The organism is Bradyrhizobium sp. USDA 326 (assembly GCF_049739485.1).
Classification (GTDB): domain Bacteria; phylum Pseudomonadota; class Alphaproteobacteria; order Rhizobiales; family Xanthobacteraceae; genus Bradyrhizobium.
Window position 1 is genome coordinate 403,052 of record NZ_JBMGQA010000001.1, and the last position, 22,452, is coordinate 425,503.

19 protein-coding genes and 4 pseudogenes are annotated in these 22,452 nt (G+C 65.7%); 11 read left to right on the top strand and 12 right to left on the bottom strand.

The window, feature by feature from the left end; translation table 11 throughout:
• The first annotated feature begins 55 nt into the window (after positions 1 to 55).
• A complete protein-coding gene (locus tag ABIG06_RS01865; protein WP_370133709.1) occupies positions 56 to 1,006 on the top strand; it encodes an alpha/beta fold hydrolase in 951 nt (316 codons plus the stop codon).
• 24 nt (positions 1,007 to 1,030) lie between these two features.
• On the opposite strand, the gene ABIG06_RS01870 is transcribed toward ABIG06_RS01865, so the two are convergent.
• A complete protein-coding gene (locus ABIG06_RS01870) occupies positions 1,031 to 3,910 on the bottom strand; it encodes an ATP-binding protein (RefSeq protein ID WP_370133711.1) in 2,880 nt (959 codons plus the stop codon).
• Positions 3,911 to 4,252: 342 nt separating this feature from the next.
• Here ABIG06_RS01870 and ABIG06_RS01875 point away from each other — a divergent pair, with 342 nt between their 5' ends.
• Complete coding sequence (locus tag ABIG06_RS01875; RefSeq protein ID WP_370133714.1) at positions 4,253 to 5,230, top strand: helix-turn-helix domain-containing protein; 978 nt, start codon at positions 4,253 to 4,255, stop codon at positions 5,228 to 5,230.
• A 243-nt stretch (positions 5,231 to 5,473) separates the two neighbouring features.
• On the opposite strand, the gene ABIG06_RS01880 is transcribed toward ABIG06_RS01875, so the two are convergent.
• Both ABIG06_RS01880 and ABIG06_RS01885 read right to left on the bottom strand, forming a co-directional pair.
• Positions 5,474 to 7,795: a molybdopterin guanine dinucleotide-containing S/N-oxide reductase gene (locus ABIG06_RS01880; RefSeq protein WP_370133716.1), complete on the bottom strand. Its 2,322-nt coding sequence runs from the start codon at positions 7,793 to 7,795 to the stop codon at positions 5,474 to 5,476.
• A 625-nt stretch (positions 7,796 to 8,420) separates the two neighbouring features.
• Positions 8,421 to 8,615 (bottom strand): hypothetical protein, encoded by a 195-nt coding sequence (locus tag ABIG06_RS01885; RefSeq protein ID WP_370133718.1) that lies wholly within the window; start codon positions 8,613 to 8,615, stop codon positions 8,421 to 8,423.
• Positions 8,616 to 8,701: 86 nt separating this feature from the next.
• On the opposite strand from ABIG06_RS01885, the gene ABIG06_RS01890 reads away from it, so the two are divergent.
• On the top strand, positions 8,702 to 9,217 hold the full coding sequence (locus tag ABIG06_RS01890) for a ferritin-like domain-containing protein (protein WP_124161877.1): 516 nt from the start codon (positions 8,702 to 8,704) through the stop codon (positions 9,215 to 9,217).
• A gap of 101 nt (positions 9,218 to 9,318) precedes the next feature.
• Here the strand turns inward: ABIG06_RS01890 and ABIG06_RS01895 are convergent, their stop codons facing one another.
• From ABIG06_RS01895 to ubiT, 4 genes are all read right to left on the bottom strand, one after another.
• Complete coding sequence (locus ABIG06_RS01895) at positions 9,319 to 10,176, bottom strand: SDR family oxidoreductase (protein ID WP_124161878.1); 858 nt, start codon at positions 10,174 to 10,176, stop codon at positions 9,319 to 9,321.
• Between the two features lie 119 nt (positions 10,177 to 10,295).
• A complete protein-coding gene (gene ubiV / locus ABIG06_RS01900; protein ID WP_124161879.1) occupies positions 10,296 to 11,225 on the bottom strand; it encodes a ubiquinone anaerobic biosynthesis protein UbiV in 930 nt (309 codons plus the stop codon).
• Between the two features lie 26 nt (positions 11,226 to 11,251).
• Positions 11,252 to 12,229 (bottom strand): ubiquinone anaerobic biosynthesis protein UbiU, encoded by a 978-nt coding sequence (gene ubiU, locus ABIG06_RS01905; protein WP_370140761.1) that lies wholly within the window; start codon positions 12,227 to 12,229, stop codon positions 11,252 to 11,254.
• Positions 12,229 to 12,774, bottom strand: a complete 546-nt coding sequence (gene ubiT / locus ABIG06_RS01910; RefSeq protein ID WP_124161881.1) for a ubiquinone anaerobic biosynthesis accessory factor UbiT — start codon at positions 12,772 to 12,774, stop codon at positions 12,229 to 12,231. The genes ubiU and ubiT overlap by 1 nt, the downstream gene beginning before the upstream one ends.
• A 101-nt stretch (positions 12,775 to 12,875) precedes the next feature.
• On the opposite strand from ubiT, the gene ABIG06_RS01915 reads away from it, so the two are divergent.
• Both ABIG06_RS01915 and ABIG06_RS01920 read left to right on the top strand, forming a co-directional pair.
• Positions 12,876 to 14,405, top strand: coding sequence for a UbiD family decarboxylase (locus ABIG06_RS01915; protein ID WP_199751870.1), 1,530 nt, complete (start codon positions 12,876 to 12,878; stop codon positions 14,403 to 14,405).
• Complete coding sequence (locus ABIG06_RS01920; protein WP_370133723.1) at positions 14,402 to 14,998, top strand: UbiX family flavin prenyltransferase; 597 nt, start codon at positions 14,402 to 14,404, stop codon at positions 14,996 to 14,998. Before ABIG06_RS01915 ends, ABIG06_RS01920 begins: the two co-directional genes overlap by 4 nt.
• A 36-nt stretch (positions 14,999 to 15,034) precedes the next feature.
• Here the strand turns inward: ABIG06_RS01920 and ABIG06_RS01925 are convergent, their stop codons facing one another.
• The 4 genes from ABIG06_RS01925 to ABIG06_RS01940 are packed head-to-tail and all read right to left on the bottom strand — an operon-like array spanning position 15,035 to position 17,225.
• Positions 15,035 to 15,358 (bottom strand): metal-sulfur cluster assembly factor, encoded by a 324-nt coding sequence (locus ABIG06_RS01925; protein WP_124161884.1) that lies wholly within the window; start codon positions 15,356 to 15,358, stop codon positions 15,035 to 15,037.
• Positions 15,355 to 15,864: a DUF2249 domain-containing protein gene (locus ABIG06_RS01930; RefSeq protein ID WP_370133726.1), complete on the bottom strand. Its 510-nt coding sequence runs from the start codon at positions 15,862 to 15,864 to the stop codon at positions 15,355 to 15,357. Before ABIG06_RS01930 ends, ABIG06_RS01925 begins: the two co-directional genes overlap by 4 nt.
• Positions 15,865 to 15,877: 13 nt before the next feature.
• Positions 15,878 to 16,459: a hypothetical protein gene (locus tag ABIG06_RS01935; RefSeq protein WP_424578065.1), complete on the bottom strand. Its 582-nt coding sequence runs from the start codon at positions 16,457 to 16,459 to the stop codon at positions 15,878 to 15,880.
• Positions 16,404 to 17,225 carry a hypothetical protein gene (locus ABIG06_RS01940; protein WP_424578066.1) on the bottom strand — a complete coding sequence of 274 codons (822 nt, stop codon included), beginning with the start codon at positions 17,223 to 17,225 and terminating at the stop codon, positions 16,404 to 16,406. The genes ABIG06_RS01935 and ABIG06_RS01940 overlap by 56 nt, the downstream gene beginning before the upstream one ends.
• 212 nt (positions 17,226 to 17,437) lie before the next feature.
• Here ABIG06_RS01940 and ABIG06_RS01945 point away from each other — a divergent pair, with 212 nt between their 5' ends.
• Together ABIG06_RS01945 and ABIG06_RS01950 are read left to right on the top strand one after the other, a co-directional pair.
• Positions 17,438 to 17,896: a hypothetical protein gene (locus tag ABIG06_RS01945; protein ID WP_370133731.1), complete on the top strand. Its 459-nt coding sequence runs from the start codon at positions 17,438 to 17,440 to the stop codon at positions 17,894 to 17,896.
• The gene (locus ABIG06_RS01950) at positions 17,857 to 18,540 is read left to right on the top strand and encodes a DMT family transporter (RefSeq protein ID WP_370133734.1); all 684 of its coding nucleotides are present in this window, start codon (positions 17,857 to 17,859) and stop codon (positions 18,538 to 18,540) included. Before ABIG06_RS01945 ends, ABIG06_RS01950 begins: the two co-directional genes overlap by 40 nt.
• Before the next feature lie 19 nt (positions 18,541 to 18,559).
• Here ABIG06_RS01950 and modD read toward each other — a convergent pair.
• Positions 18,560 to 19,476 (bottom strand): annotated as a pseudogene (gene modD / locus ABIG06_RS01955) (ModD protein).
• Between the two features lie 234 nt (positions 19,477 to 19,710).
• Between modD and modA the strand changes: the two are divergent.
• From modA to ABIG06_RS01975, 4 genes and pseudogenes are all read left to right on the top strand, one after another.
• Positions 19,711 to 20,402, top strand: a pseudogene (gene modA / locus ABIG06_RS01960) (molybdate ABC transporter substrate-binding protein).
• 5 nt (positions 20,403 to 20,407) lie between these two features.
• A pseudogene (gene modB, locus ABIG06_RS01965) lies at positions 20,408 to 21,093 on the top strand (molybdate ABC transporter permease subunit).
• Positions 21,090 to 21,789, top strand: a pseudogene (modC, locus tag ABIG06_RS01970) (molybdenum ABC transporter ATP-binding protein); the annotation flags it as partial. The pseudogenes modB and modC, both read left to right, overlap by 4 nt.
• Positions 21,766 to 22,422, top strand: coding sequence for a DUF2478 domain-containing protein (locus ABIG06_RS01975; protein ID WP_424578567.1), 657 nt, complete (start codon positions 21,766 to 21,768; stop codon positions 22,420 to 22,422). The pseudogene modC and the gene ABIG06_RS01975, both read left to right, overlap by 24 nt.
• Positions 22,423 to 22,452 lie beyond the last annotated feature (30 nt).

Here is a 22,452-nt window from a genome sequence, read left to right on the forward strand (position 1 = left end):
CGGGTGCAGATTGCAGGTGCGAGCAACCAACGACGTGTGCCATCGGAGCAATGACATGAAGGTTCCAGTTACCCTTGCAGTCTCGGCGGCCCTGGCCTGCGCGGCCGTACAGGCCTCGGCACAAGACCTGCGATCGAGCCGGCGTTCGATCAGCTATCATACCGTCGATATCCAGGGCCTCGAGATTTTCTACCGCGAGGCCGGGCCCGCCGACGCGCCGACCGTGCTGCTGCTGCACGGCTTCCCCTCCTCGTCGCGGATGTGGGAGCCTCTGCTGCCGCTGCTCGCCGACAGATATCACGTGATCGCACCTGATTATCCCGGCTTCGGCAACAGCAGCGCGCCGCCGCCGTCCGCTTTCACCTACACGTTCGACAACATCGCCGGCGTGATCGGCGAGCTCACGACGAAGCTCGGTCTCGGCAAATACGTGCTGTTCATGCAGGACTACGGAGGTCCTGTCGGCTTTCGCATGGCGCTGGCGCATCCGGAACGTGTCCGCGGACTCATCATCCAGAACGCGGTGTCGCACGAGCAGGGCTTGAGCCCGCTCTGGGAAGCGCGTCGCAGGTACTGGGCCGATCCGGCACACGAGCTCGAGGCGCTCAAGGCCAATTTCACCTCGCTGACGGCGACGCGTCAGCGGCACCTCGGCTCAACTCCGCACCCCGAACGCTACGACCCCGACACCTGGAGCGACGAATACGCCTTCCTGACGCGTCCCGGCCAGGCCGAGGTCCAGACCACGTTGTTCCTGGATTACCGGACCAACATCGCCTCCTATCCCAAATGGCAGGACTGGTTGCGCAAGACGCGGCCGCCGACGCTGGTGGTCTGGGGCAAATACGATCCGTCCTTCACCGTCGCCGGCGCCATAGCCTATCGCGACGATGTGCCGGAGGCCGAGGTTCACATCCTGGAAGCAGGCCACTTCGCGCTGGATGAAGCCACCGACGAGATCGCCGCGCTCGTTCGCCACTTCCTTGCGCGACTGGCCAACGGCTAGGCCCGGGTTTCGGACCGCGCGTGATCAGGCCGGCTGATCCAGCATCAGCCGTGCCGCCTTGAGATCGGCAGTCTCGAACCCCTCTGAGAAACGGGCGTAGGTGCTGGCGAGCCGCTCAAGCGAATCTGGCGCACCCTGCCGGTCTCGCAGACGCGCCAGCGACATCTCGGTTCGCAACCGCCAGGACAATGCGCCCTGGTGCTCGGCGAGCGTCGCCGACGCGATCAGACTTGCCTCGGCGGCTGCGAGATTCCCGTCATGGGCCTCGAGTTCTCCCCGCAGACGGAGCAGCTCCGGCATGTCGAAGGCTCCGCCTTCCTGCTCGATCCGCGCAACGGTCTCGTCCAACAGCTCCCGCGCTTCCGGCAGCCGTCCGAGTGCCGCCAAACCCTGCGACAGATCGGCGGCGAATGCCGATGCATAGAGTTCGTAGTGATCCGCGTGCAGACGCGGGAGCGCAGTTCGCAACAGATCGATAGCGCCGGTGACCTCGCCGCGGGCCAACATGGTCTGCGCCCGAAAGCCGCTCGCGACGGCTTCATAAGGGACGAGCCCGTGCAGGTTCGCATGCCTTGCAAGGCGGCCGGTCATGGTCTCGACGGAGGACCAGTCGCCAACCCAGCCGAACACCGAGGCGGACCAGCACAATGCGATACAATGCATGACCACGTCGCGCGGCGCTGACGCGCCGACGAGCGGGCGGACACATTCCAGCGCGCGATCGGGAAAGCCGCGCAGCCATAGCACGCGGGCGAGCGGAATCTGAGGCGTGCGCGAATAGGCGAAATGTCCGGGCTGCGTGCCGCGCAGCGCGTCATCGTCGCGCAGTCCCTCGTCGAGATGGGCCCGCGCCTCGAGCTGGTCTCCGGTGAGATGATAGGACACGCCGAGCAGCGCCTTGCTGCCGGCAACGCCCGCGGTATCGCCGATCAGGCGCGCGATCCGCTCGGCGTGACGCGCAGTTGGCACAAGATGCCGATAACCACCCGTCCGCCGGTAGAACATATTCAGCCGCGACAGCAGCCGGAATGTATTGGCATGGTCGGCGAGTGCTTCCGAAATCTCCAGCCCCCGCCTGAGGGCCGCTTCCGCCTGCTCGCCGTTGCGCTCGGTGAACATGAGGGCATGACCAAGCGTCGACTGGAGCTCGAGTTCCCATCTGCCGGCCCGCTCGGCCACGTCGAGCGTTGCGAGTGCCCGATCGGACCATATGCGCGCTTCGCTCAGCAAACTGAGCTCGACGAACAGCCTCGTGCAGCTGCCCGCCAGCGGAACGCGCAGGCCGGCGCCGTCAGCATTGGCGTAGCTCCATGCCAGTGCCGCGCGAGCGTCGGCGAGCAGGCCCGCCCGCTCCTGCGCCCGGGACGCCGGATCGCGGCTGCCCGGCTCCGTCATGCCGGCTTCGAGCATGCGTTGGACATATCCGGCATGGCGGCGCGCGATCGTGTTGGTCTCGCCGCTATCAGCCAGCTTCTGCATGGCATAGGCACGCGTTGCATCCAGCAGGCGATAGCGCCGCGACGCGCCGTCCGGCTGCGCCGACACCAGCGACTTGACCACGAGTTGCTCCAGCGCATGAACGACGCGATCCTCCGTCGTCGCCGCGTCAGCAGCCACCGCGACCGCGCCCTGCAACGTGAAGGGGCCCGCGAAGACGGCGAGACGCCGAAACACGATACGCTCGCTCTCGCCGATCAGACCAAAGCTCCAATCGAGCGTGGCGCCGAGCGTCTGCTGGCGCGGCGGCGCCGTTCGCCGCCCGCGCCATTCGAGCTGGAGATGGCTGTCGAGCAGCACCGCCATCTCGCGCAATCCGTAGAGACCGACGCGCGCGGCAGCCAGCTCGATCGCGAGCGCGATGCCGTCGAGCTTGCCGCAGATCCGGACCAGGACGTCGGCATCCTCGTCCGTGATGGCATCCCGATGGCCCGCCGCGACGGCACGGTCCACGAATAGCCGCGCAGCGGGATAATCCAGCACCTCGCCGACGGTGAGGCGGGCATCCTGCGGCGGGCCGGGCAAGGGCGCCAGCTCGAAGATCTGCTCCCCCTCCACCAGCAGCGATTCGCGGCTGGTCGCGAGAATGGCGACGCCAGGCGCCTCGCGGTAGATGGCTTCTGCGAGACGCGCGACCTCGTCGATGACATGCTCGCAGCTGTCGAGCACGAGAAGCAGCCGTTGGCCGCGCAGAAAATTGACGATGCTGCCTGCGGGGTCGTTGTGATGCACGACGAGGCCCAGCGCGGCGGCAACCGTGCTCGCGACCAGCGCGGCGTCCTGCAGCGGACCTAGTTCGAGGAAATGGACGCTGCCCTCGAACCTGTCGCACATGTCATGAGCGAGCGCGGCCGCAATGGTGGTCTTGCCGATGCCGCCCGGCCCTCGGAGCGTGACGAAGCGATCGCGGAGCAGGCGCGTTGCCAGCTGGGCCACGACGTCGTCCCGCCCCACCATCCGGTCCAGGCGATGCGGCAGAGACGGTGGAGGGGCCGACGTTTCGGGCGACCGCGATGCCGGCACAGGCAGCCCGGCGCGTTCGCCTCGCCGCACCGGCGCAACGAAGCAATAGCCCCGGCTCGGGATGTTGGTGATGTAGCGGACGCCATCCTTGCCGTCGCCGAGCGCCTTGCGCAGCTCCGCGACATGGACCCGCAAGCTGATCTCCTCGACGGAGAGGCCGGACCACGCGTAGCTGAGAATCTCGTTCTTCGGCACCACCTCGCCGGCACGACTGACGAGCAGGCGCAAAATGTCTATCGCCCGGCTGCCTAGCTTGACAGGAACACCGTCCTTCTCCAGCAGCCGCGAGCGGAGCGAGAATGGTCCGAACGAGACGGCATCGAGATCAAGGATGGGGCCCGTGCCGCCACTGGGGCGGCCATGTCCTGCCGAAAGCTCGGTCACATCGCGCTCATCTTGACTGCTTCTTCGAAACGCGGCGCAACTATACAAGGCGCCACTGCGAGGTCCAGCGAAGGCGTTGCAGCGGTCTAGCACCGGCGCGTCGGTCTACGCGATGCGCTCGCCTCAGGCCCCTCCTGTCCGCGCAAATGCATGACAAATTGGTTCTAATCAGCCCGTCTGCGACGAGCTGTCACACCTGATGCACGCCCACAGAATCTAACACTTCCTAATCACCCCTAACGGGCGTCCTGGCCAGCTCACGTTTATCCTCTCAGCATGGAAATCATTGGTTTGCGCGCCTGCCGGCCGTTGCAAGCGACGGCAAAACCAGGAGGGACGACGATGTCGAGCAACTTGCAAGTGGCGCATGCCTGGATTGATCTTCCGGCCTTCCCGCAGGATCATGGTGGTCTTCGCACTACACAGGCGATCGCCCGGGAGAGCCAATGGCGTCAGATCGATCGCGCTCCGGAGGACATGGCCGAAGACATCACGATCTCGCGATGGGATGATCCGCAGGGCACCTCGTCGCACGAAACGACGACACCGGACGATCGCTATTTCGTCGGCATTGCCCTGAAGGCCACGCGCGTGAAGCTGACACGGGATGGCCGGATCCTCTTTGAAGGCGCCATGCCGGCGGGGTCGCTTTACGTCACCGCCCCGTCGAAGCCGCTCGGCGCACAATTCCAGTCGCCGTGCGCATTCCTGCACGTGCACATCTCCACGGACCATCTTCCAGCGCACGCCGACGGGCTGAACGACCTCGTGCTGTTGCGCGACCCGCTCGCTGCCGAGCTCGCCAGGGCGCTGGTCGAACATGGTGATGCGGCGGATCGACAGTTTACGCGCTGCATCGGCCAGACCTTGGCGATGCATCTCACTCGGATGGAGTTGCCGCGCGTCAGGGTCAATGCATTGCCGAAATGGCGCTTGCGTCGCGTCGAGCAATACATCGCCGATCATTTCGACCGCTGCATCAGCCTGTCCGAGCTCGCCAATGTCGCCGGCCTGTCCAGGATGCACTTTGCGGCGCAATTCCGTGCCGCGACCGGTTATCGTCCCCGCGAATATCTGCTCACGCAGCGGGTCGAGCATGCCAAGATGCTGCTCGCGACCACCGAGCGGCCATTGGCGGACATCGCGCTTGCCGTGGGCTTCAGCACACAGGCGCATTTTTCGACCGTGTTCAAGCGCATCAGCGGTCAATCTCCGGCGCGCTGGCGCCTTGCCAATGTGGGCGGGCAGCTCGTGGTCGAAGCGCAGCCGAGGCGGCGCGCGTCTCCGGAGAGGGATTGGATCGCCAGCGCCGCTGCATAGCTGATCCGGCGAGCGACGAACGACGGGGATCCCGAGGCGTGTGCCTCAACTTGTCTGCGGCTCCCGATCTCGTCGCTGCAAATCCTCGTGTCCCGGACGAGCTGCAACGCGCGAGCGTTGCGGCGCAGAGCCGGGACACAGAACACTCCACTGTAGCTTGCGGTGAGATGGGCCCCGGACGCGGCGCATCGTCGAAGAGACGCTGCGCTGCGTCCGGGGCACGAAAGCGCAATACCGACGCCGCTACACCGGATCGAACGCCCGGATCGGCGGCAGATTGCCCGTGAACTTCTCGACCTCGACGGTCGTCAGCTGGCCGGTGCAGCCCTGCGCCAGGGACGAGGTGCCGACGTCGCGGGTCAGCACGTTCGGATTGCCGTGAACGCAAAGCGGCGCCTCGTCTTCGGGATCCATCGGATCGTACCACGCGCCGGTCGGAAGCTGAACCACGCCGGGCGCGATACCGTCGGTGACGTGGACGGCGGCAAGGCACGCGCCGCGCTCGTTGAACAGGCGAATGATGTCGCCATCCTTGATGCCGCGCGCGGCCGCATCAACCGGGTTCATACGCGCGACCTCGCGGCCGCGATGTTTTGCGGCAAGCGAATGTCCGCCGAAATCGAGCTGGCTGTGCAGGCGCGTCACCGGCTGGTTGGCGACGAGGAAGCACGGCGCTCCGGGCTTGGGCGTATCGGTCTTGTCGAGCCAGACCGGATGGCCGGGACAATCCGCATCGCCATGACCTGCGATCTTGGCCGAGAAGATCTCGATCAGCCCGCTCGGCGTCGGCAAAGCGTGATTGACGGGGTCCTCGCGGAAGCGGCGCAGCCGGCCGCCGTCGTCGGGCTGCTGCGGCACGACCAGGCTGCCGCGCGCCCAGAACTCGTCGAAACTTGGCGCCTCGAGGCCGCGCTTGGCCAGCGAGGCGCGGGTCGGCTCGTAGAGATGCTCCAGCCACTGCCGCGACGTGCGTCCTTCGGTGAAGGGTTCGCGCGCCCCGAGGCGTTCGGCAAGATCGGCAAAGATCTCGTAGTCGTCGCGCGCGAGTCCGAACGGCTCGGCGATCCGGTGCATCGCGACCATGAGCGGATCGTTGCTCGAATAGCCGATGTCCTCGCGTTCGAGCGTCATCGTCGAGGGCAGCACGATGTCGGCGTGACGGGCTGTGGCGGTCCATGCAAGCTCGTGCACGACGAATGTGTCTACTTGCGCGAACGCCTTGCGCAAGCGGTTGATGTCCTGGTGGTGATGGAAGGGATTGCCGCCCGCCCAGTAGACCAGACGAATGTCCGGATAGGTGCGCGTCTCGCCGTTATAGCGATACGTCCTGCCGGGATTGAGCAGCATGTCGGCGATGCGCGCCACCGGGATGAAATCGGCAACACCGTTGCGGCCCTGCCCCAGCGTCGGCCCCGGCACGTCGTTGACGCGGCGGCCGTAATAGCCGATCGCACCCAACGAATAGGCGTAGCCGCCGCCGGGAAGGCCGATCTGGCCGAGCGCTGCCGCCAGCACCATCCCCATCCACACCGGCTGCTCGCCATGCTCGGCGCGCTGAAGCGAATGGGAGACGGTGATGAGCGCGCGCTTTCCGGCAAGACGCCGCGCCAGCTTGCGAATCGCATCCGCCTCCACGCCGCAGATTGCGGCGGCCCATTCGGCGTGCTTGGCCTGCCCGTCGTTCTCGCCGGTGAGATAGCGCAGGAAGACCGGCCACCCCTCGGTGTAGCGATCGAGGAAGGCCTGGTCGTGCAGGCTTTCGCTCACGAGCGTGTGGACGATGCCGAGCATCAGCGCAGTATCGGTGCCGGGCACGCAGGTCATCCATTCGGCGCCGGCCTCGACCGGCAGATCGTCGCGGAGGGGGCTGACCAGGACGAATTCGCAGCCGCGCCGGCGCGCAGCCGCCATCGCGCCGCGCTCGACATGCTTGCTGATCGAGCCACCGGCCACCATCGAGTTCTTCAGCGCCATGCCGCCGAATGCCAGCACGACCTCGGTATGATCAGCGATCTGCTCCCAGGTGACGTTGCGCTTGGTAATATCCTCGTAGCCGGCCAGGATCTGCGGCAGCAGTACCGAGGACGCTCCGGAGGAATAGGAGTTGACCGAGCGCACATAGCCGCCCATCGCGGTGTTGAGGAAGCGATGCACCTGGCTCTGGGCGTGATGGAAGCGGCCGGCGCTCGACCAGCCATAGGAGCCGCCGAACACGGCGCCCGGCCCGCGCGTGTCGCGGATGCGGCACAGCTCGTCGCCGAGGAGGTCGAGCGCCTTCTCCCAGCTGACGGAGACGAACTCGTCGCGGCCGCGGCGATCGTCGGGGCCCGGGCCGCGCTCGAGCCAGCCGCGGCGGACCGCCGGCTGGGCGATGCGCGCCTGGTGCCGGAGCGCGCCGGGAAAATTGTCGATGATGCCGTTCGGATCGGGATCGCCCGCATAGGCCCTGACCTCCAGCCCGGCCGCGCCCTGACGCGCGGAGAACACGCCCCAATGCGAGGTATGCGGCTTGAACCCGTCCGACAGGTCGAGACCGGGGTCGGGAAAGCCAATCGTATCGTCCATCGTCTGATCCTTGTTCCGGTGCCGGCCTGCAATCGGGGTGGTAATATACCGATCCGTTCCGGACGTCGTCGAGATCAGCGTTGACGGAAACGCTGGCCTGCCCCGCGCAAAATCCAGCTGAAGGCGTCGCCAAGGCACCTGCCATGACGGCAGCGACCTGCACCAGCCGAGCGCGGAAGGACTGGCTAGAACTGTCGATTCGTGTCGCTGCGTCGGCAAGGAGAATTCGTTGCGGGGGCGATCGTCGACCGCGGCATCCGCCGGGCGCCAGAACCCGCACAGAGCGAATGCGTCATGCTGGCGGGCCTGACATCATCCGCGTGCGCAGCAGTCGACCAGCAGATTCCATATCCGCTGCGCCTCTTCTCTCTTGTGAGTCTCCGCTACTTGCTCCGCGCTCGACCGATCATCTGCTGCGATGGCGCGTGTTTCGCGCGGCGCGATCCACCGCTCCGAAATCGGGTCGTACCATTTTCCGATATGCATCTCAGTCACGTCGATCGGCTCACAGATCTGATCCAGGGGCGGGGGTGATTGCGCCTCCCGCGGCTTCATTCCAGCCATCCGGCAGCGCGCCACCCATTTCACCAATCAGGAGCTCGCGCGATCGTTCCCGCCCGCCGCGTCAGCTTGGCCGGGCCGGATGAAGTGTGCGCGGGTGCCGCTCGTGCAGTAACCGCGCAAGCTCCTCACGCTCCGTCGGACGTCCCTTCATGGCGGTCTCAAACAGCGCCTCCTGGATGTCGCGAGGCATGTCCCCCCACACCTCCATCGCCGCGCGTCCGAGCAGGCTCGCAAGATGGTCCACTCCATCGCTCATTTGGCTCTCCCGATCTGCACAAGGAATGGAACAGCGACGGCCGCGCGGCGTTCCACTGCCATCATTGTGAAAAGGAGGCGTCGTTTATGGGATTCTTCACCAAGGACATCAAATCGATGGAAGACCTGCTGCTGCACGGCATGCAGGACATCTATTACGCGGAACAGCAGATCCTGAAGGCGCTGCCGAAGATGATCGACAAGGCGACCAACAGGGATCTCGTCGCCGGGCTGAAAGCGCATCTGGAAGAGACTAACAAGCAGGTCGAACGGCTCGACAAGGTGTTCGCCAAGCTCGGCAAGGAGCCGAGCGGCACTCATTGTCCGGCCATTGACGGCCTCATCGAGGAAGCCGACGAGACCGCCGGGGAGATCGAGGACAAGGCCGTGCTCGACGCCGCGATCGTCGCGAACGCACAGGCCGTGGAGCACTACGAGATGTGCCGCTACGGTACGCTGATTGCCTGGGCGAAAGAGCTCGGCCACGACGACATCGTGCGCTTCCTCACGACCAATTTGAACGAGGAGAAGGCTGCCAATACCAAGCTGAACACGGTGGCCCTTCGCAAAGGTGTCAACGCCAAGGCCTCTGACGCAGCGTGATTGAGGCAGGCTGATCGAGACAGGTTGATCGGCGGCCCCCCTCGCGGCGCCGCCCGGTCCTCCCGAAGGTTCTCTTCTCCGCCGCGGACAGGCATGTTCGATCAGATGAACGGCTTGCCGCCGGTGACGGGCAACGTTGCTCCCGAAGTGTAGCTCGAGAGCGGATCGGCCAGCATGACATAGGCCGTCGCGAGCTCGGCGGGCTGGCCGGCGCGCTGCATCGGCACCTGCTTGCCGAAGTTCTTGACGGTTTCCCCCGGCATGGTCGATGGAATCAGCGGCGTCCAGATCGGACCCGGGGCCACTGCGTTGACCCGAATGCCCTTCTCGGCCAGCATCTGGGCGAGCCCGCCGGTAAAATTCTGAATGGCTCCCTTGGTGGTGGCGTAAGCCAGCAGGCTCGGGTTCGGCATGTCGGAGTTCACCGAGGCGGTGTTGATGATCGCGGCTCCCGGCCGCATGTGGGGGACGGCAGCCTTGGTCAGATAGAACATGGCGTGGATGTTGGTCTCGAACGTCCGCTGCCACTCCTCGTCGCTGATATCGGCGATGTCCTTGAACGTGGCCTGATGGGCCGCGTTGTTGACCAGGATGTCGATTCCGCCGAGCTCCTCGACGGTGCGATCCACGATGGCGCGGCAGTGCTCGGGATTGCTGATATCGCCTGGGATCAGGACGACCTTGCGTCCCTCCCGTTCCACCAGCGCCTTGACCTCGGCCGCATCCTCGTCCTCGTTCAAATAGGAGACGACGATATCCGCGCCTTCACGAGCGTAGGCGATCGCCACCGCGCGGCCGATGCCGCTGTCGCCGCCCGTGATGATGGCCTTCTTTCCCGCCAGACGTCCGGCGCCCTTGTAACTCTCCTCGCCATGATCCGGTCGCGGCTGCATCGCACGCGTCGAACCAGGCATCGGTTGCTGCTGCGAGGGATAAGGCGGCTTTGGATAGTCGGTCATGGACAACTCCCGGCGTTTGCTGCGCTAACGGGGCGCCGCCGAAAGTGTTCCTGGTGGTGCGTGAGCTCCGGCCTCGCGCCGGGAGGCCTGCGCCGCCGCTTGCAAGGACTCGCGCACCTCTATGGCGTTGGCGGAGTTCCGATTTGCGCGTCCGCTGATTGGGCACGACGATACACGTGCCCCGGCTCCGCCCACAGGAACCCGTTCGAGAAAGGCACACCCGGGTAGTCCGCCGCGAGGCGGCGGTTGCCGCCATCGACGTCCTCGCGACCGTCCAAGACGTCGCGAAATGTCCTGATGACTGCGACCATGTCGCAATCCTGCGGCGACAGGCGCAGCGAGCCGACGTTGCTGTCGCGCAATATGCCGGCATCGCCCAGCAGATTGGTGCAGGTATGAGACAGGGTCTGCACGCCGTTGACGGTCAGGAAATCCTGCTGCTCCAGCGTGTTCAGGAGCAGACCATCCGGGTCCTTCTCACAGACGAACCGGCAATTGTCCTTGGTCAGCTTGTGAAGGCGCGCATGATAGCAACGGGCGGAGATCGCGAGCGGCACCCTGCCGAACGCGAATATTTCGATCGTGACGTCGGGAACGGCTCGCGCGATCATCGCCACCGAGGCCAGCGGCAGCTCCGGCGGCAGGCAGATGCGCTTCGCCCCGCGCGCGGCGTGAAAGGCCGCACTCGCCTCGTTGTAGATGTTGACGAAGGGCCCGATCGCGTGCGGCCGGCCTGCGAGCGCCCTGAGACAGGTCAGATCATTCACCTCGACCAAGGCGCCCTCGGCCACCGCCAGCTCTTCGGTCTGACGGCGCTCGCGCCGCAGCGAGACCAGGATCAACGAGCCCAGCAGGACCTGCTTGCCAGCACCTTGCAGCCGTTCGACCACGGCCGGCAGGTGGCGCGCGAAGAATGGCGAGCGTTTCGAGCAGACGATCTCACCGACGGTTACGACGTCGACCGGCGCTTCGTCGGCGATACGGAAATAGAAGTCCCGCCAGCGATCCGGCGCCCAATTGTACAGAACCGGGCCGAGACTGAGTTGCATCGCAAGGACCTCACATGTTCGAAGGATCAGCGCCACGTCTTGCGATAGGCGCCGAGAGTTGAGGCCTGCCCCTCGGTGAACGGCTTCAGGCCGGCAATATCGGCCTCACTTCCGCTCTCGAGCGCCGCGAGCGCATGACGAAAATGACGCACCACGCTTTCGACATAGGCGCGGCCGCGCTGGCGGCCTTCGATCTTGAGCGCGGTCACCCCCGCCTCGCGCAAGCCCTTGAGCAGGGTCGTGGCATCGAGGCTGACGGGATCCTCGAAGATGTAGCCCGCGCCCTCTGCGGTCGAGAAGCGCCCCTTGCATAGCGTCGGATAGCCCGCAGGCTCGTTCGCCCCGAACCGGTTGATGGTGAAGCCGCCCAGCCTGGACGTCGTCCCCTCCGCGCTCTGTTCGTAGGCGACATGGCTTGGAGGCGAGCAGACGCCCTGCATGTTCGGCGACTTGCCGGTCGCATAAGACGACAGCGAGCAGCGCCCCTCGGCCATCACGCAGAGCCCGCCGAACACGAAGACCTCGGTCTCGCAGGTCGTCTCCCGGGTGATCTCGGCGATCTCCGGCACGCTCAGGACACGCGGCAGCACGACGCGCCGAGCCCCGAACGCCTCGGCGTAAAAGGCGATGGCATCCGGATTCGCGGCCGCGGCCTGAACCGAGACGTGCAGCCGCTGGTTCGGATGGCGCCTCGCCGCGTAGTCCATCAATCCGATATCGGCGAGGATCAGCGCATCGGCACCGGCACTCACCGCATCGTCCACCGCGCGCTGCCAGATGTCGGCGGCGGCGGCGCGCGGGAAGGTATTGATGGCCACCAGGATCTTCGCCCCGCGGCCATGCGCCAGCGCGATGCCCTTGCGCAGCTCGTCGCGGCTGAAATTCAGCCCCGGAAAATTGCGCGCATTGGTCTCATCGTTGAAGCCGCAATAGACCGCGTCGGCGCCGGCCTCGATGGCGCTCTTCAACGCCGCCGGCGTCCCGGCAGGGCAGATCAGCTCCATCATCTCCATTGCTCGCTTTGCTGCGATGGGCCGATCATGCGGCCGCGGGCGGCCTCGAAGGCGCGCCGCACCGGCGCGCCCAAGGGGCCAAACAGCGAGGACAGCTCGGCGGCAAGATCGAGCTGGGCGTCGTCGATCGCATTGCGGAGCGCGAGCACAGCCTCGACGTTGCCTTCGACGGCGAGATCGCGCGAAAACATCAAGGCATCGCCATCGACCCGGCCTTCGAGCAGGGCCAGGAGATTGGCGAGCGAGGCCGAGATCCGCGCATCGAGACTTCGCGGCAGGTCGCGCACCACGGACAGGCGCGGCGGCCTGGCCTCGACCACGAAGGCAAACGGCAGATCGATGGGCCTGATGCCGAACCGCGCCCGCGCGTGGTTGCCGAGCCGCTCGAACATCGCCGGATTGTGCCGGCGAATCCGCTGCAGGACGGCGGTGAGAACGAGCTGCAGCGGCAACAGCGGCAGCGGACGCATGGCAAGCGCGAGGAGCGGTGGAATCGTCGGCAACGGACCGGGCGATGCGGCGGAGGGATCATTCATGGACACACATCTGGACGGAATGCACGCCGCTGTATTTGAGCCGGAACAATGAACCCCGAAATCAACCCGGCTAGCTCTGTTTTTTTGAGGAGCTGGTCCAGTTGCAACGTGACGTCCCCCGCTTTCGCGGCTTGTCCGACTTCCTGCACTTCATTGAAAGCCGGGGCCAGTTGCGACGCATTCGCGAGAAGGTCTCCGTCGTCCACGAGATCACGGAAATCCACCAGCGCGTGCTCGAGGCACACGGACCGGCACTATTGTTCGAACGGCCCGTCAAGGCCGACGGTGGTCCGTCGGACATGCCGCTCCTCACCAATCTGTTTGGAACGATGGAGCGGATCGCATGGGGGATGGGCATCGTGCCCGATCGTCTCGAAGAGCTTGGCGCGCTGATGGCCGAACTACGCGCGCCGCGGCCTCCCAACGGCATCAGGGATGCGTTCAACAAGCTCCCGCTTGCGCGCGCCGCGCTGGCGACGCGCCCACGCACGCGCGCGGCGGCGCCGGTCCAGGACTGCGTCACGATGGGGCCGGATATCGATCTCGCAAAGCTGCCGATACAGATCTGCTGGCCCGGCGAGCCGGCGCCGCTGATCACCTGGCCGCTCGTGATCACCGTGCCGCCTGACTCCGCGACGGCCGATCAGGATGAAAATGTCGGCGTCTATCGCATGCAGGTGCTCGGTCGCGACAGCGCCATCATCCGCTGGCTCGCACATCGCGGCGGCGCCCGCCATCACCAGCAATGGAAGGCGATCGGACGCGATATGCCGGTCGCGATCGTCATTGGAGCCGATCCCGCCACGATCCTCGCCGCAGTGATGCCACTGCCGGAGACGCTGTCCGAGTTGCGTTTCGCCGGAATCCTGCGCGGCGAACGGTCCGACCTGACGCCATGCCTCACCGTCCCGCTCGAGGTACCCGCCGAAGCCGAGATTGTCGTCGAAGGCTTCGTCTCCGCGACCGAAACCGCGCCCGAGGGACCGTATGGCGATCACACCGGGTACTACAATTCCGTCGAGGCATTTCCCGTGATGCACGTGACGGCGATGACCAGCCGAAGCCAGCCCGTCTACCTCTCGACCTTCACGGGCCGGCCGCCGGACGAACCGTCGCGGATCGGCGAGGCGCTCAACCGCCTGTTCGTGCCGCTGATCCGGCAGCAATTCCCTGAGGTGACCGACTGCTGGCTGCCGCCCGAGGCCTGCTCCTACCGCATCGCGGTTGCGGCGATCAGAAAGCGCTATCCCGGCCAGGCGCGGCGCCTGATGCTGGGCCTGTGGTCGATGCTGCCGCAATTCAGCTACACAAAACTCCTGATCGTGGTCGACGACGACATCGACATCCGCGACTGGCGCGCCGTGATGTGGGCGGTCTCCACGCGCAGCGACTCCTCGCGCGATCTCGTCACACTCACAGACACGCCGATCGACTATCTCGACTTCGCCTCGCCGAAATCGGGCCTCGGCGGCAAGCTCGGCATCGACGCCACAACGAAGATTCCCCCGGAGACTGATCGGGACTGGGGCGTTCCCCTGGCCATGGATCCTGCCGTAGCCGCGCGTGTCGATGCGATGTGGCCGAGCCTCGGCCTTTCCGGCGTGCCCGCACGCGCTTCGGTCCTCACATGAGCGGGCGGCGAGGCATCGTCGTCGGCATCACCGGCGCCTCGGGCGCTGCGATCGGCGTTCGCGTCGTCGAACGGCTGGCGGACAATCCGCATTGCGCAGTGCACCTCGTGGTTTCGCCCGCGGCAGAGCGGACGTTGAACGAAGAAGTTGGCGCCGATGCGCTGGCGCGGCTGCGTGCCATCGCCTTCCGCTGCCATCCTCATTCCGACGTCGGCGCCTCGATCGCCAGCGGCTCCTATCCGATCGCGGGCATCATCGTGGCGCCGTGCTCGATCCGTACGCTCTCGGCCATCGCCTGGGGACAGCTCGACGACCTTCTGACGCGCACCGCCGACGTGCAGCTCAAGGAGCGGCGCCGGCTGGTGTTGCTGGTTCGCGAGAGCCCGCTGCATCTCGGGCATCTACGAGCGATGCTGCAGGCGACTGAGATCGGGGCGATCATTGCCCCGCCGATGCCGGCGTTCTACCTGAGACCACAGTCGCTGGACGAGGTGATCGACCAGGTCGCCGCCCGGGCGATCAACCTGCTCGACCTGACAAACCTTCGCACACCGGCAAAAGTCTGGTCCGGCTCCAGCCCTGACGGCGCGTAGCCAGCGATCGGTTTGGGTCGAAGCCGCCCTCAAGGATCAATTCACCTCGGCAAAGCCGAGCAACGACCTGACACCCGGCGAGATCATCGAGGGGTTCCAGGCGGGCTCGAACGTCATGGTGACGTCGACCGATTCCACACCCGGAACGAGACAAGCGCTGTTGGCGACCCCCTCCTTGAGAAAGGAGGCGGCAGGACAACCTCGCGTCGTCGCCGTCATCGTGATGTGCGCGACGCCGTCATTGACCGACACATCATAGACAAAGCCCAGATCTACGATGTTGTGTCCGAGCTCCGGATCGATCACGACCTTCAGCGCCTGCCTTATCTGGGCCACGAGATCGTCGCCGCTGGCAGTCATGCGCGGACCCTTACCGTCAGTTGATAGGCGTCCCTCTCAGATGTGAAGGCGCCGCGCCACTGATGGCCGCGCTTGGTCAACTCCCGAAACAGGAACACCGGTTCACGACTGAGCAATGCGGAGAGTGTCTGCCCGGGCGCAAGCTGCTCCACCGAGGCCAGAATCCGAACCATCGGCTCCGGCGGATCGAGGTCGCGGTTGTCGAGATGGACGGCGGGCTCCGGCCAATCGCTGTCGCTTGTCGCAGCGGGCGCTGGTTCGGCCGCTGCGAACGAGCCGTCGTCCGGCATGAACCGGATCTCCCATTCGCCGCCTTCGAGCTCGGCTTCGTGATGCGCGAAGCCCTTGCTCGCCATGACGTCAAACAGAGGAACCGGTCTGAACGGGGCAAAGAGCCGCAGGCCTTCGCCAGGCTCCAGCCGCTCCAGCGCCGCCATGATGATCGAGAACGGCTCGCCGCCTGCACGCAGGATCGGCCGGACGTCGACGTCGATGAATTCGGTCATTTGCAGTCTCCTCTCAGTTTCGCGAGACCAGAAGATGGGGCACGATTGCTCCCGCCGGCAGGCGCAACGGCTCCGCCACATCCGCAAGCCGCCTGGCCCTGACGAACTCCTCAGCGAGACCAAGTGTCGCAAGCGTCACGACCGCGACGGCAATGCGGAAGCCGAGTGCCGCATCCAGCAACAGCAACAACGTGGCTCCCCAGGTCCCGGCAAAGAACAGGCCGAACCATTTCGACGCGCGGCGTTCGGCGACGAGATCCTGTACGCGCGGCGTCGGCGCTCTGCCCATCACCGGACCGTAGGTCTCGAGCCAGGTCAGGAACGGGACGATCTTGTAGAGATTGGCGAGCACGAGGCCGCTGAGCCAGCCGACCGCGACGAGAAAGGCCAGCGCTCCGGCATGCGACTGCAAGGAACCGGTCACAGCGAACGCGGCGCCAAGGATTGCGACAGCGACGAGGCTCCCCAGCGCAAGCACGCTCATGCGCGTGTTGAGCTCGAGCGCCCGGCGTTTGCGGATCCTGTACAAGCCGAGCACATCACGGCCATAGGCGGCAAGCGATAGCAGGGCCGCAGCTCCAGCAAGCAGAAGCACACAAATTCAGTCCGGTCGCCTTCCAGAGTGCAAGCACGCCACCGACGAAGGTAACCGCCAGCGCGGCGGCTCCGCCACGCCGGGCAAGCCGACCCAGCCTCGCATCGCCATCGGGCGCGAGCATGAACATCGCAAGCAGGCGATAGCTGACGCCCATGGCCGTGAACGTCAGCCATCCGCCAAGTCCCGCAATCGCGTGGATCGGAACGCCCCATACCAGCAGGTCCGGCCACAATGCACCGACGGCCGTCCCGGACAGCACCAGAGAGAACATGCCGCCGAATGCCGCCGTGACACAGATGCAGGCAAGCCCGATTGCCGCGAACCGCGCAGGCTCCGGCAGCGGCCGGCCCGACCAGAGCGTCATGCCGAGATTGGCAACGACCAATGTAAAACCGGCCATCAGCAGGCCCGCGCCGACCGGAAGCAGCCAGCGCGGCCCGTCGAAGTGGCCGCCCAGAGCCAGAAAGCCTGCGAGCAGGACAATCAGCCCGAGCGTCAGCAGCGCCAGAGCCGGCAGCGTCCAGCACTCAGCATAGAGCGGCTTTGCGACCAGGACCGGCACGAACTGGAACAGCGCGCCGCACAAGACCATGCTCAACCAGCCGATGCAAACCATGTGGACGATGACGAGCGCGTCCGGCCCACCGATGTCGTCGTGCGGAAAGCCGAACCCGGCAACCATCAGAACTTCCGCAAGCAGCAGCCACACGACTGCGAGCGCGAAGTAGCTGACAGTCCATTTACAGAGGCTGGTTCCGATCACCGGCTTGCTTCCCATCGCCTGCGCGCAATTCCGTGGCAGCACTCGAAAAGGTAGGCAGCTGCAGCCACAACCTCTTTGTCGCGGCGCAAACTCCTCGCCTTTCGCGGCTCGCCCTATCAGAGTTCGACGTATGATTCGGATTTTCGGAATATCGGCTTGCCCGTCAGGCGTGCAATCGGCAGGCGCCGTGCTTCGCGGTGGATACATTGGTCATGGCGGGGAACGCGGATCGAATTGCCCTTCCCACCGGGCCGGCGGAGGTGCAGAGCGGATTGCCGAACTCTCGTCTAGAGACTCTCCCGAGGGCCGATCACCATGGCGTCATCTTTGATGACCATGCTGCGGAGAGCATTTTGAAACTCACAGGTGCTTTAAGTTTGCAAAGACATCTCATGCAAACGGACACCGGCTTGACTCCTGCAGCCAAATCGAACGAGCGGATTCTCGGATTCCTAAGCGCAGCCGGCGTGTTCTGCATCTGGTCCGGCTTTCTTGTCTTCTCGAGGGCCGGCATGCAATCCGGCCTGACGCCCTTCGATTTGGCGGCACTTCGATTCATGGTCACCGGCGCCCTGGTTCTTCCGTTCGCAAAGGCCTGGTGGCCGCGCCATCTGCCGCTGCACGCGATCCGATGTCAATCTTTGGCCCCGGCGCACTCTACAACATTTTGATGTACTTCGGGTTGAAGGGGTCGTCGGCAGCATATGGGGGAGCGTTCGCCAACGGTTCGTTACCGATCTTCACCATTCTGCTGGGATTGCTTTTCGCACGACGCGTGCCGTCCTGGCGGCAACTCATCGCAGTTCTCATCCTGCTCGTCGGGGCGATGCTCGTTGCCATTCCGGGCATGCGCGCCGGCGGCAGCAGCGTGGCATCAGCCATTGGGTTCTTCCTCGCAGCGTCAGCTGTGCTCTCGATCTACTTTGTAGGCGTGAAGCACTGGCAGCTCGAGGCGCGCCAGGCGTTGGTCCTGGTTAGCGTGCCGAACGCGTTGCTTTTCCTGCTGATCTGGTTTTTCTTTCTTCCTTCCACCATGCAGGATGCGCGGTGGTCGACGATACTGCTTCAGGCCGCCTTCCAGGGCTTGGGCCCAGGTTTCCTGGCGGTCATCCTGTTCTCCATTTCCGTGAGGATTCTCGGGCCTACACCCTCGGCCGGTCTGGCTGCGGCGGTACCGGCAAGTGCAACGCTGTTGGCGATACCGATACTTGCCGAGGTTCCAACAACCATCGAGTGGATCGGCATCGCGATCGTCACCGCCGGGCTCGTTCTGCTCCTCGGAGGCCAGCCCGAAACCAAGAGCCCATCCAAATAGCGAGGGCGATCTGTTCCAGCTACGTCAATGCCGGAGCGATTGCGTCCTTCCTTGGACCGAGCCGTGCACGAGGTCTGTCGGCTTCGGTTGCCGCGATCTGCACCTGCACGTCCCTCGGCTTCGCCAGATAAGGCGAGGACGTGACCAGGACATCGGCGCCGGCCTGCGCATAGGCCGCGGCATTTGCCGCATTGACACCGCCGGCGGCGGCGATGATCGGACGAGCGCGAGTATAGGCCATCGATGCCATGCGCTTGACCAATGCAGCTATCTCGGCTGGCGAGAACTTCTCGGCCTGAATCACGCGAAACCGGCGACCGCCGCGGCAAGTGCGGCATCGGCAGTCTTCACCTCGATCACGAGTTTCTTCTCCGGCGCGGCCCGGCGCAGCCGCTCGACCGCCTGAAACAGCGGCAGCTCGCCGAGGAACGCGCGATGCTCGGGAAACACCAGCACGGTCTCGGACAGGCCGAGCCGATGCATCACGGCGCCGCCCGCCTTCACGGCTGCCACCGCAAAGCGCTTGGTACCCGGCACGTTCTTGCGCGTGCAGGCGACCGGGATATCAGGTGCAACCGCCCTCGCCGCATCGACGATGGCGCGGGCCTCGCTGGCCACGCCCGACCAGATCTCGATCAGGGTCTGCGCCACCTTCCAGCTCCGCAGCAGGCCCGCGGCCGGACCCCGCGCCTGAAGGATCGGGGCGCCCTGCTCCAGCGCCGCGCCGGACGCGGCGAACAATTCCACCTCGCAGCCGGCGAGCGTGATGATCGCGGCGGCATCCTCGGCGAGCGCCAGCACCACGGGCGCACGCGCGGCGAACTTCATCACGCCGATGGTCCCGCCGATCCCGAGCGCCTCGGTGGTGAGATCGCCGTGCGGGACGTCGTCCTCCAGCAGGCGTTCCAGTTCGGCGCGTGATGCGACGGCTGCCATGTCGTGCTTCCCTTCATTGGTGTCGGCTTGCCGACGAATTGTCGGAAATCCGACGCGGATCATCGATCCCGCTGTCGCAAGAGGCGGTAAGCCCCCCTCTCTTGACGCTATTCCTGCAAGGTGCACACCAAACTGCGACCGCATATCCGGCACGCCGATTGCTGGGCCGCTTCTGGGCGGCGCCCTGCAGCAATCGGGCTGCGCGAACGCAGCCGCCCTCCGCTGGAGGCCATCATGAATCTCCTTCGCTCGATCACGGTAGTCGCAGGATTGCTGCTCGCATGCCCATCGGCGCAGTCCGCGCAGACCAACGTCGCCGTGGCCGCCAATTTCACCGACGCCGCCAAGGAGATCGCCGCCCTCTTCAAGCAGAAGACCGGACACGAGGCGGTGCTGAGCTTCGGTGCGAGCGGGCAATTCTACAGAAGCTCGTCGAGGAAGGTCTCGCTATCGCGGGCAGCCGCTTCACCTACGCGATCGGCAAGCTCGTGCTGTGGAGCAAGTCGCCGGGCGTCGTGACGGGCGAGGAGACGCTGAAGGCAGCCTCCTTTGCAAAGCTCTCGATCTGCAATCCGGCCGCCGCGCCTTACGGCCTTGCCGCCGTGGAGACCATGAAGTCGCTGAACCTTTACGACGCCCTGAAGCCGAAGCTGGTGGAGGGCGCGACCATCACCCAGGCCTATCAGTTCGTCGAGACGGGGAATGCCGAGGTCGGCTTCGTGGCGCTGTCGCAGCTGACGGGCAGCGAGGCCGGTTCGCGCTGGGTGGTACCGCAGGCGCTTTATAATCCGATCCGGCAGGACGCGGTGCTGCTGAAGACGGGCGCCGGAAACGAGGCTGCCGGCGCGTTCATCACCTTCCTCAGGGGATCCGAGGCGCGCGCCATCATCGAGAAATACGGCTACGTGCTGGACGGGCAGAGCTGACGCGCATGGAGATCTGGTCGGCGGAGATACGCCAGTCGGTTCTGCTGACGGTCGAACTGGCCGCGATCTCGACCGCGATCCTGCTGGTACTGGCGACGCCGCTCGCCTGGTGGCTGGCACGCGCCAGGGGCTGGTGGACCGAGATCATCGCGAGCCTGGTTGCGCTGCCGCTGGTGCTGCCGCCGACCTTACTCGGCTTTTATCTGCTGGTGCTGCTCGGTCCGGATGGGCCGGGCGGGTGGCTCGCGCGCCTCTGGGGTGGGCGCACGCTCGCCTTCACCTTCGAGGGCCTCGTCATCGGCTCGGTGGTGTATTCGATGCCATTCGTGGTGCAGCCGATCCGGAACGCCTTTGCCGCGATGGGCGAGCGTCCGCTCGAGGTTGCCGCCACCTTGCGTGCTTCGCCCTTCCGCACCTTCTGGACCGTGACGGTGCCGCTGGCGCGGCCCGGCTTCCTGACCGGTGCGGTGCTCGGCTTCGCGCACACTGTCGGCGAGTTCGGCCTCGTGCTGATGATCGGCGGCAACATTCTCGGCCGCACCAAGGTGCTGTCGGTCGCGCTCTTCGACTATGTCGAAACGTCGCGCTGGCGTGAGGCGAGCATGCTTCGGGCCTCATGGTGATCTTCGCCTTCGCCGTGATCCTCTCGATGACGCTCCTCGACAAGCGCTCCGCGAGGGCTGCGGCATGAGAACGGCCGAACCCGCCCGCATCAACGCGGCCTTCCGCGGCAGGCTCGACAGTTTCACGCTCGACGCCGAGCTCAGCCTGCCCGCCACCGGCGTCACTGCGATCTTCGGCCCGTCGGGTTGCGGCAAGACCAGTGTCGCGCGCTGTATCGCCGGCCTGCAGCGCATGGCCGACGGCTTTTGCGCGGTGGACGGCGAGATCTGGCAGGATCATCAATCGTTTCGGCCCGTGCACCGACGGCCGATCGGCTACGTCTTTCAGGAAGCCAGCCTGTTTCCGCATCTGTCGGTGCGGCGCAATCTGCTGTTCGGTGCTCCGAAAGCGGCGCGCGCGCAGATCGCGTTCAGCGAGGTCGTGGAGCTGCTCGGCCCTTGCCGCACTGCTCGACCGCTCGCCCTACCGCCTCTCCGGCGGCGAGCGGCAGCGCGTCGCAATCGGACGTGCCCTGCTGTCGCAGCCAAAGCTCCTTCTGATGGACGAGCCGCTGGCCGCGCTCGACCGCACGACGAAGGACGAGATCTTGCCGTTCCTCGAACGGCTGCACGAGACGTTGTCGCTGCCGGTACTTTACATCAGTCACGACATGGCGGAAATCGAGCGCTTTGCCGATCATTTGGTGCTGATGGAGAGTGGCCGCGTCGTCGGCTCCGGCCCGCTGCACGGCCCCCATCCGATACCGCCGGCCGGGAGCCGGGACCGGTACAGAGATTGCCCAGCTCGAGGGAACCGCGTAGAAAACCTGACGAGGATGACCTCCATGCCGATCGACTTTCACGACATCGACCCGAACCGCGTCGCCGCGGTCCTGTACCGTCCGCAGGACGACGTCGACGCCCTGCTCGCCGACTTTGCACAGAACCTCGCGCGGTCGGGCGAGCGGATCGGCGGCGTGGTCCAGCACAACGTCAAGGATGGCGCCGGCTGCCAGGTCGGCATGCAGGCCATCGACCTCATGACCGGCGCGGAGATCTCGATCTGCCAGCCACTCGGCTCGGGCGCCATGGCCTGTAAGCTAGACGCTGCGGGCCTTGCGGAAGCGGCGGTCGGCGTCACCCGCGCGATCGCGGCCGACGTCGATCTCGTCGTGATCAACAAGTTCTCCAAGCAGGAGGCCGCCGGCGAAGGTCTGCGGGACGAGCTGGCCTGCGCCATCGCCGCCGGTATCCCCGTGCTCACGGCGGTGCCCGAAAAATGCCTGGACGCCTGGAATGATTTTACCGGTGGGATCGGCACCCCCCTCTTGTGCGAGCGAGGAGCGATCGAGGGCTGGTGGCAGGAGCTGTCGTCGCGGATGAAACGGGCCCGCGCGGCGCGCGCGCCCGCCGACTGATGCGGATGCTTCGATCGACATGGCCTAATT

What these genes read in the sequence shown, in the direction of transcription:
- ABIG06_RS01930 (WP_370133726.1), bottom strand. Translation starts at nt 15,864, where the DNA reads ATGACCGAATTCATCGACGTCGACGTCCGGCCGATCCTGCGTGCAGGC.
- ABIG06_RS01890 (WP_124161877.1), top strand. Translation starts at nt 8,702, where the DNA reads ATGGGATTCTTCACCAAGGACATCAAATCGATGGAAGACCTGCTGCTG.
- ABIG06_RS01875 (WP_370133714.1), top strand. Translation starts at nt 4,253, where the DNA reads ATGTCGAGCAACTTGCAAGTGGCGCATGCCTGGATTGATCTTCCGGCC.
- ubiT (WP_124161881.1), bottom strand. Translation starts at nt 12,774, where the DNA reads ATGAATGATCCCTCCGCCGCATCGCCCGGTCCGTTGCCGACGATTCCA.
- ubiV (WP_124161879.1), bottom strand. Translation starts at nt 11,225, where the DNA reads ATGCAACTCAGTCTCGGCCCGGTTCTGTACAATTGGGCGCCGGATCGC.
- ABIG06_RS01920 (WP_370133723.1), top strand. Translation starts at nt 14,402, where the DNA reads ATGAGCGGGCGGCGAGGCATCGTCGTCGGCATCACCGGCGCCTCGGGC.
- ABIG06_RS01925 (WP_124161884.1), bottom strand. Translation starts at nt 15,358, where the DNA reads ATGACTGCCAGCGGCGACGATCTCGTGGCCCAGATAAGGCAGGCGCTG.
- ABIG06_RS01945 (WP_370133731.1), top strand. Translation starts at nt 17,438, where the DNA reads ATGGCGGGGAACGCGGATCGAATTGCCCTTCCCACCGGGCCGGCGGAG.
- ubiU (WP_370140761.1), bottom strand. Translation starts at nt 12,229, where the DNA reads ATGGAGCTGATCTGCCCTGCCGGGACGCCGGCGGCGTTGAAGAGCGCC.
- ABIG06_RS01880 (WP_370133716.1), bottom strand. Translation starts at nt 7,795, where the DNA reads ATGGACGATACGATTGGCTTTCCCGACCCCGGTCTCGACCTGTCGGAC.
- ABIG06_RS01865 (WP_370133709.1), top strand. Translation starts at nt 56, where the DNA reads ATGAAGGTTCCAGTTACCCTTGCAGTCTCGGCGGCCCTGGCCTGCGCG.
- ABIG06_RS01895 (WP_124161878.1), bottom strand. Translation starts at nt 10,176, where the DNA reads ATGACCGACTATCCAAAGCCGCCTTATCCCTCGCAGCAGCAACCGATG.
- ABIG06_RS01950 (WP_370133734.1), top strand. Translation starts at nt 17,857, where the DNA reads ATGTCAATCTTTGGCCCCGGCGCACTCTACAACATTTTGATGTACTTC.
- ABIG06_RS01885 (WP_370133718.1), bottom strand. Translation starts at nt 8,615, where the DNA reads ATGAGCGATGGAGTGGACCATCTTGCGAGCCTGCTCGGACGCGCGGCG.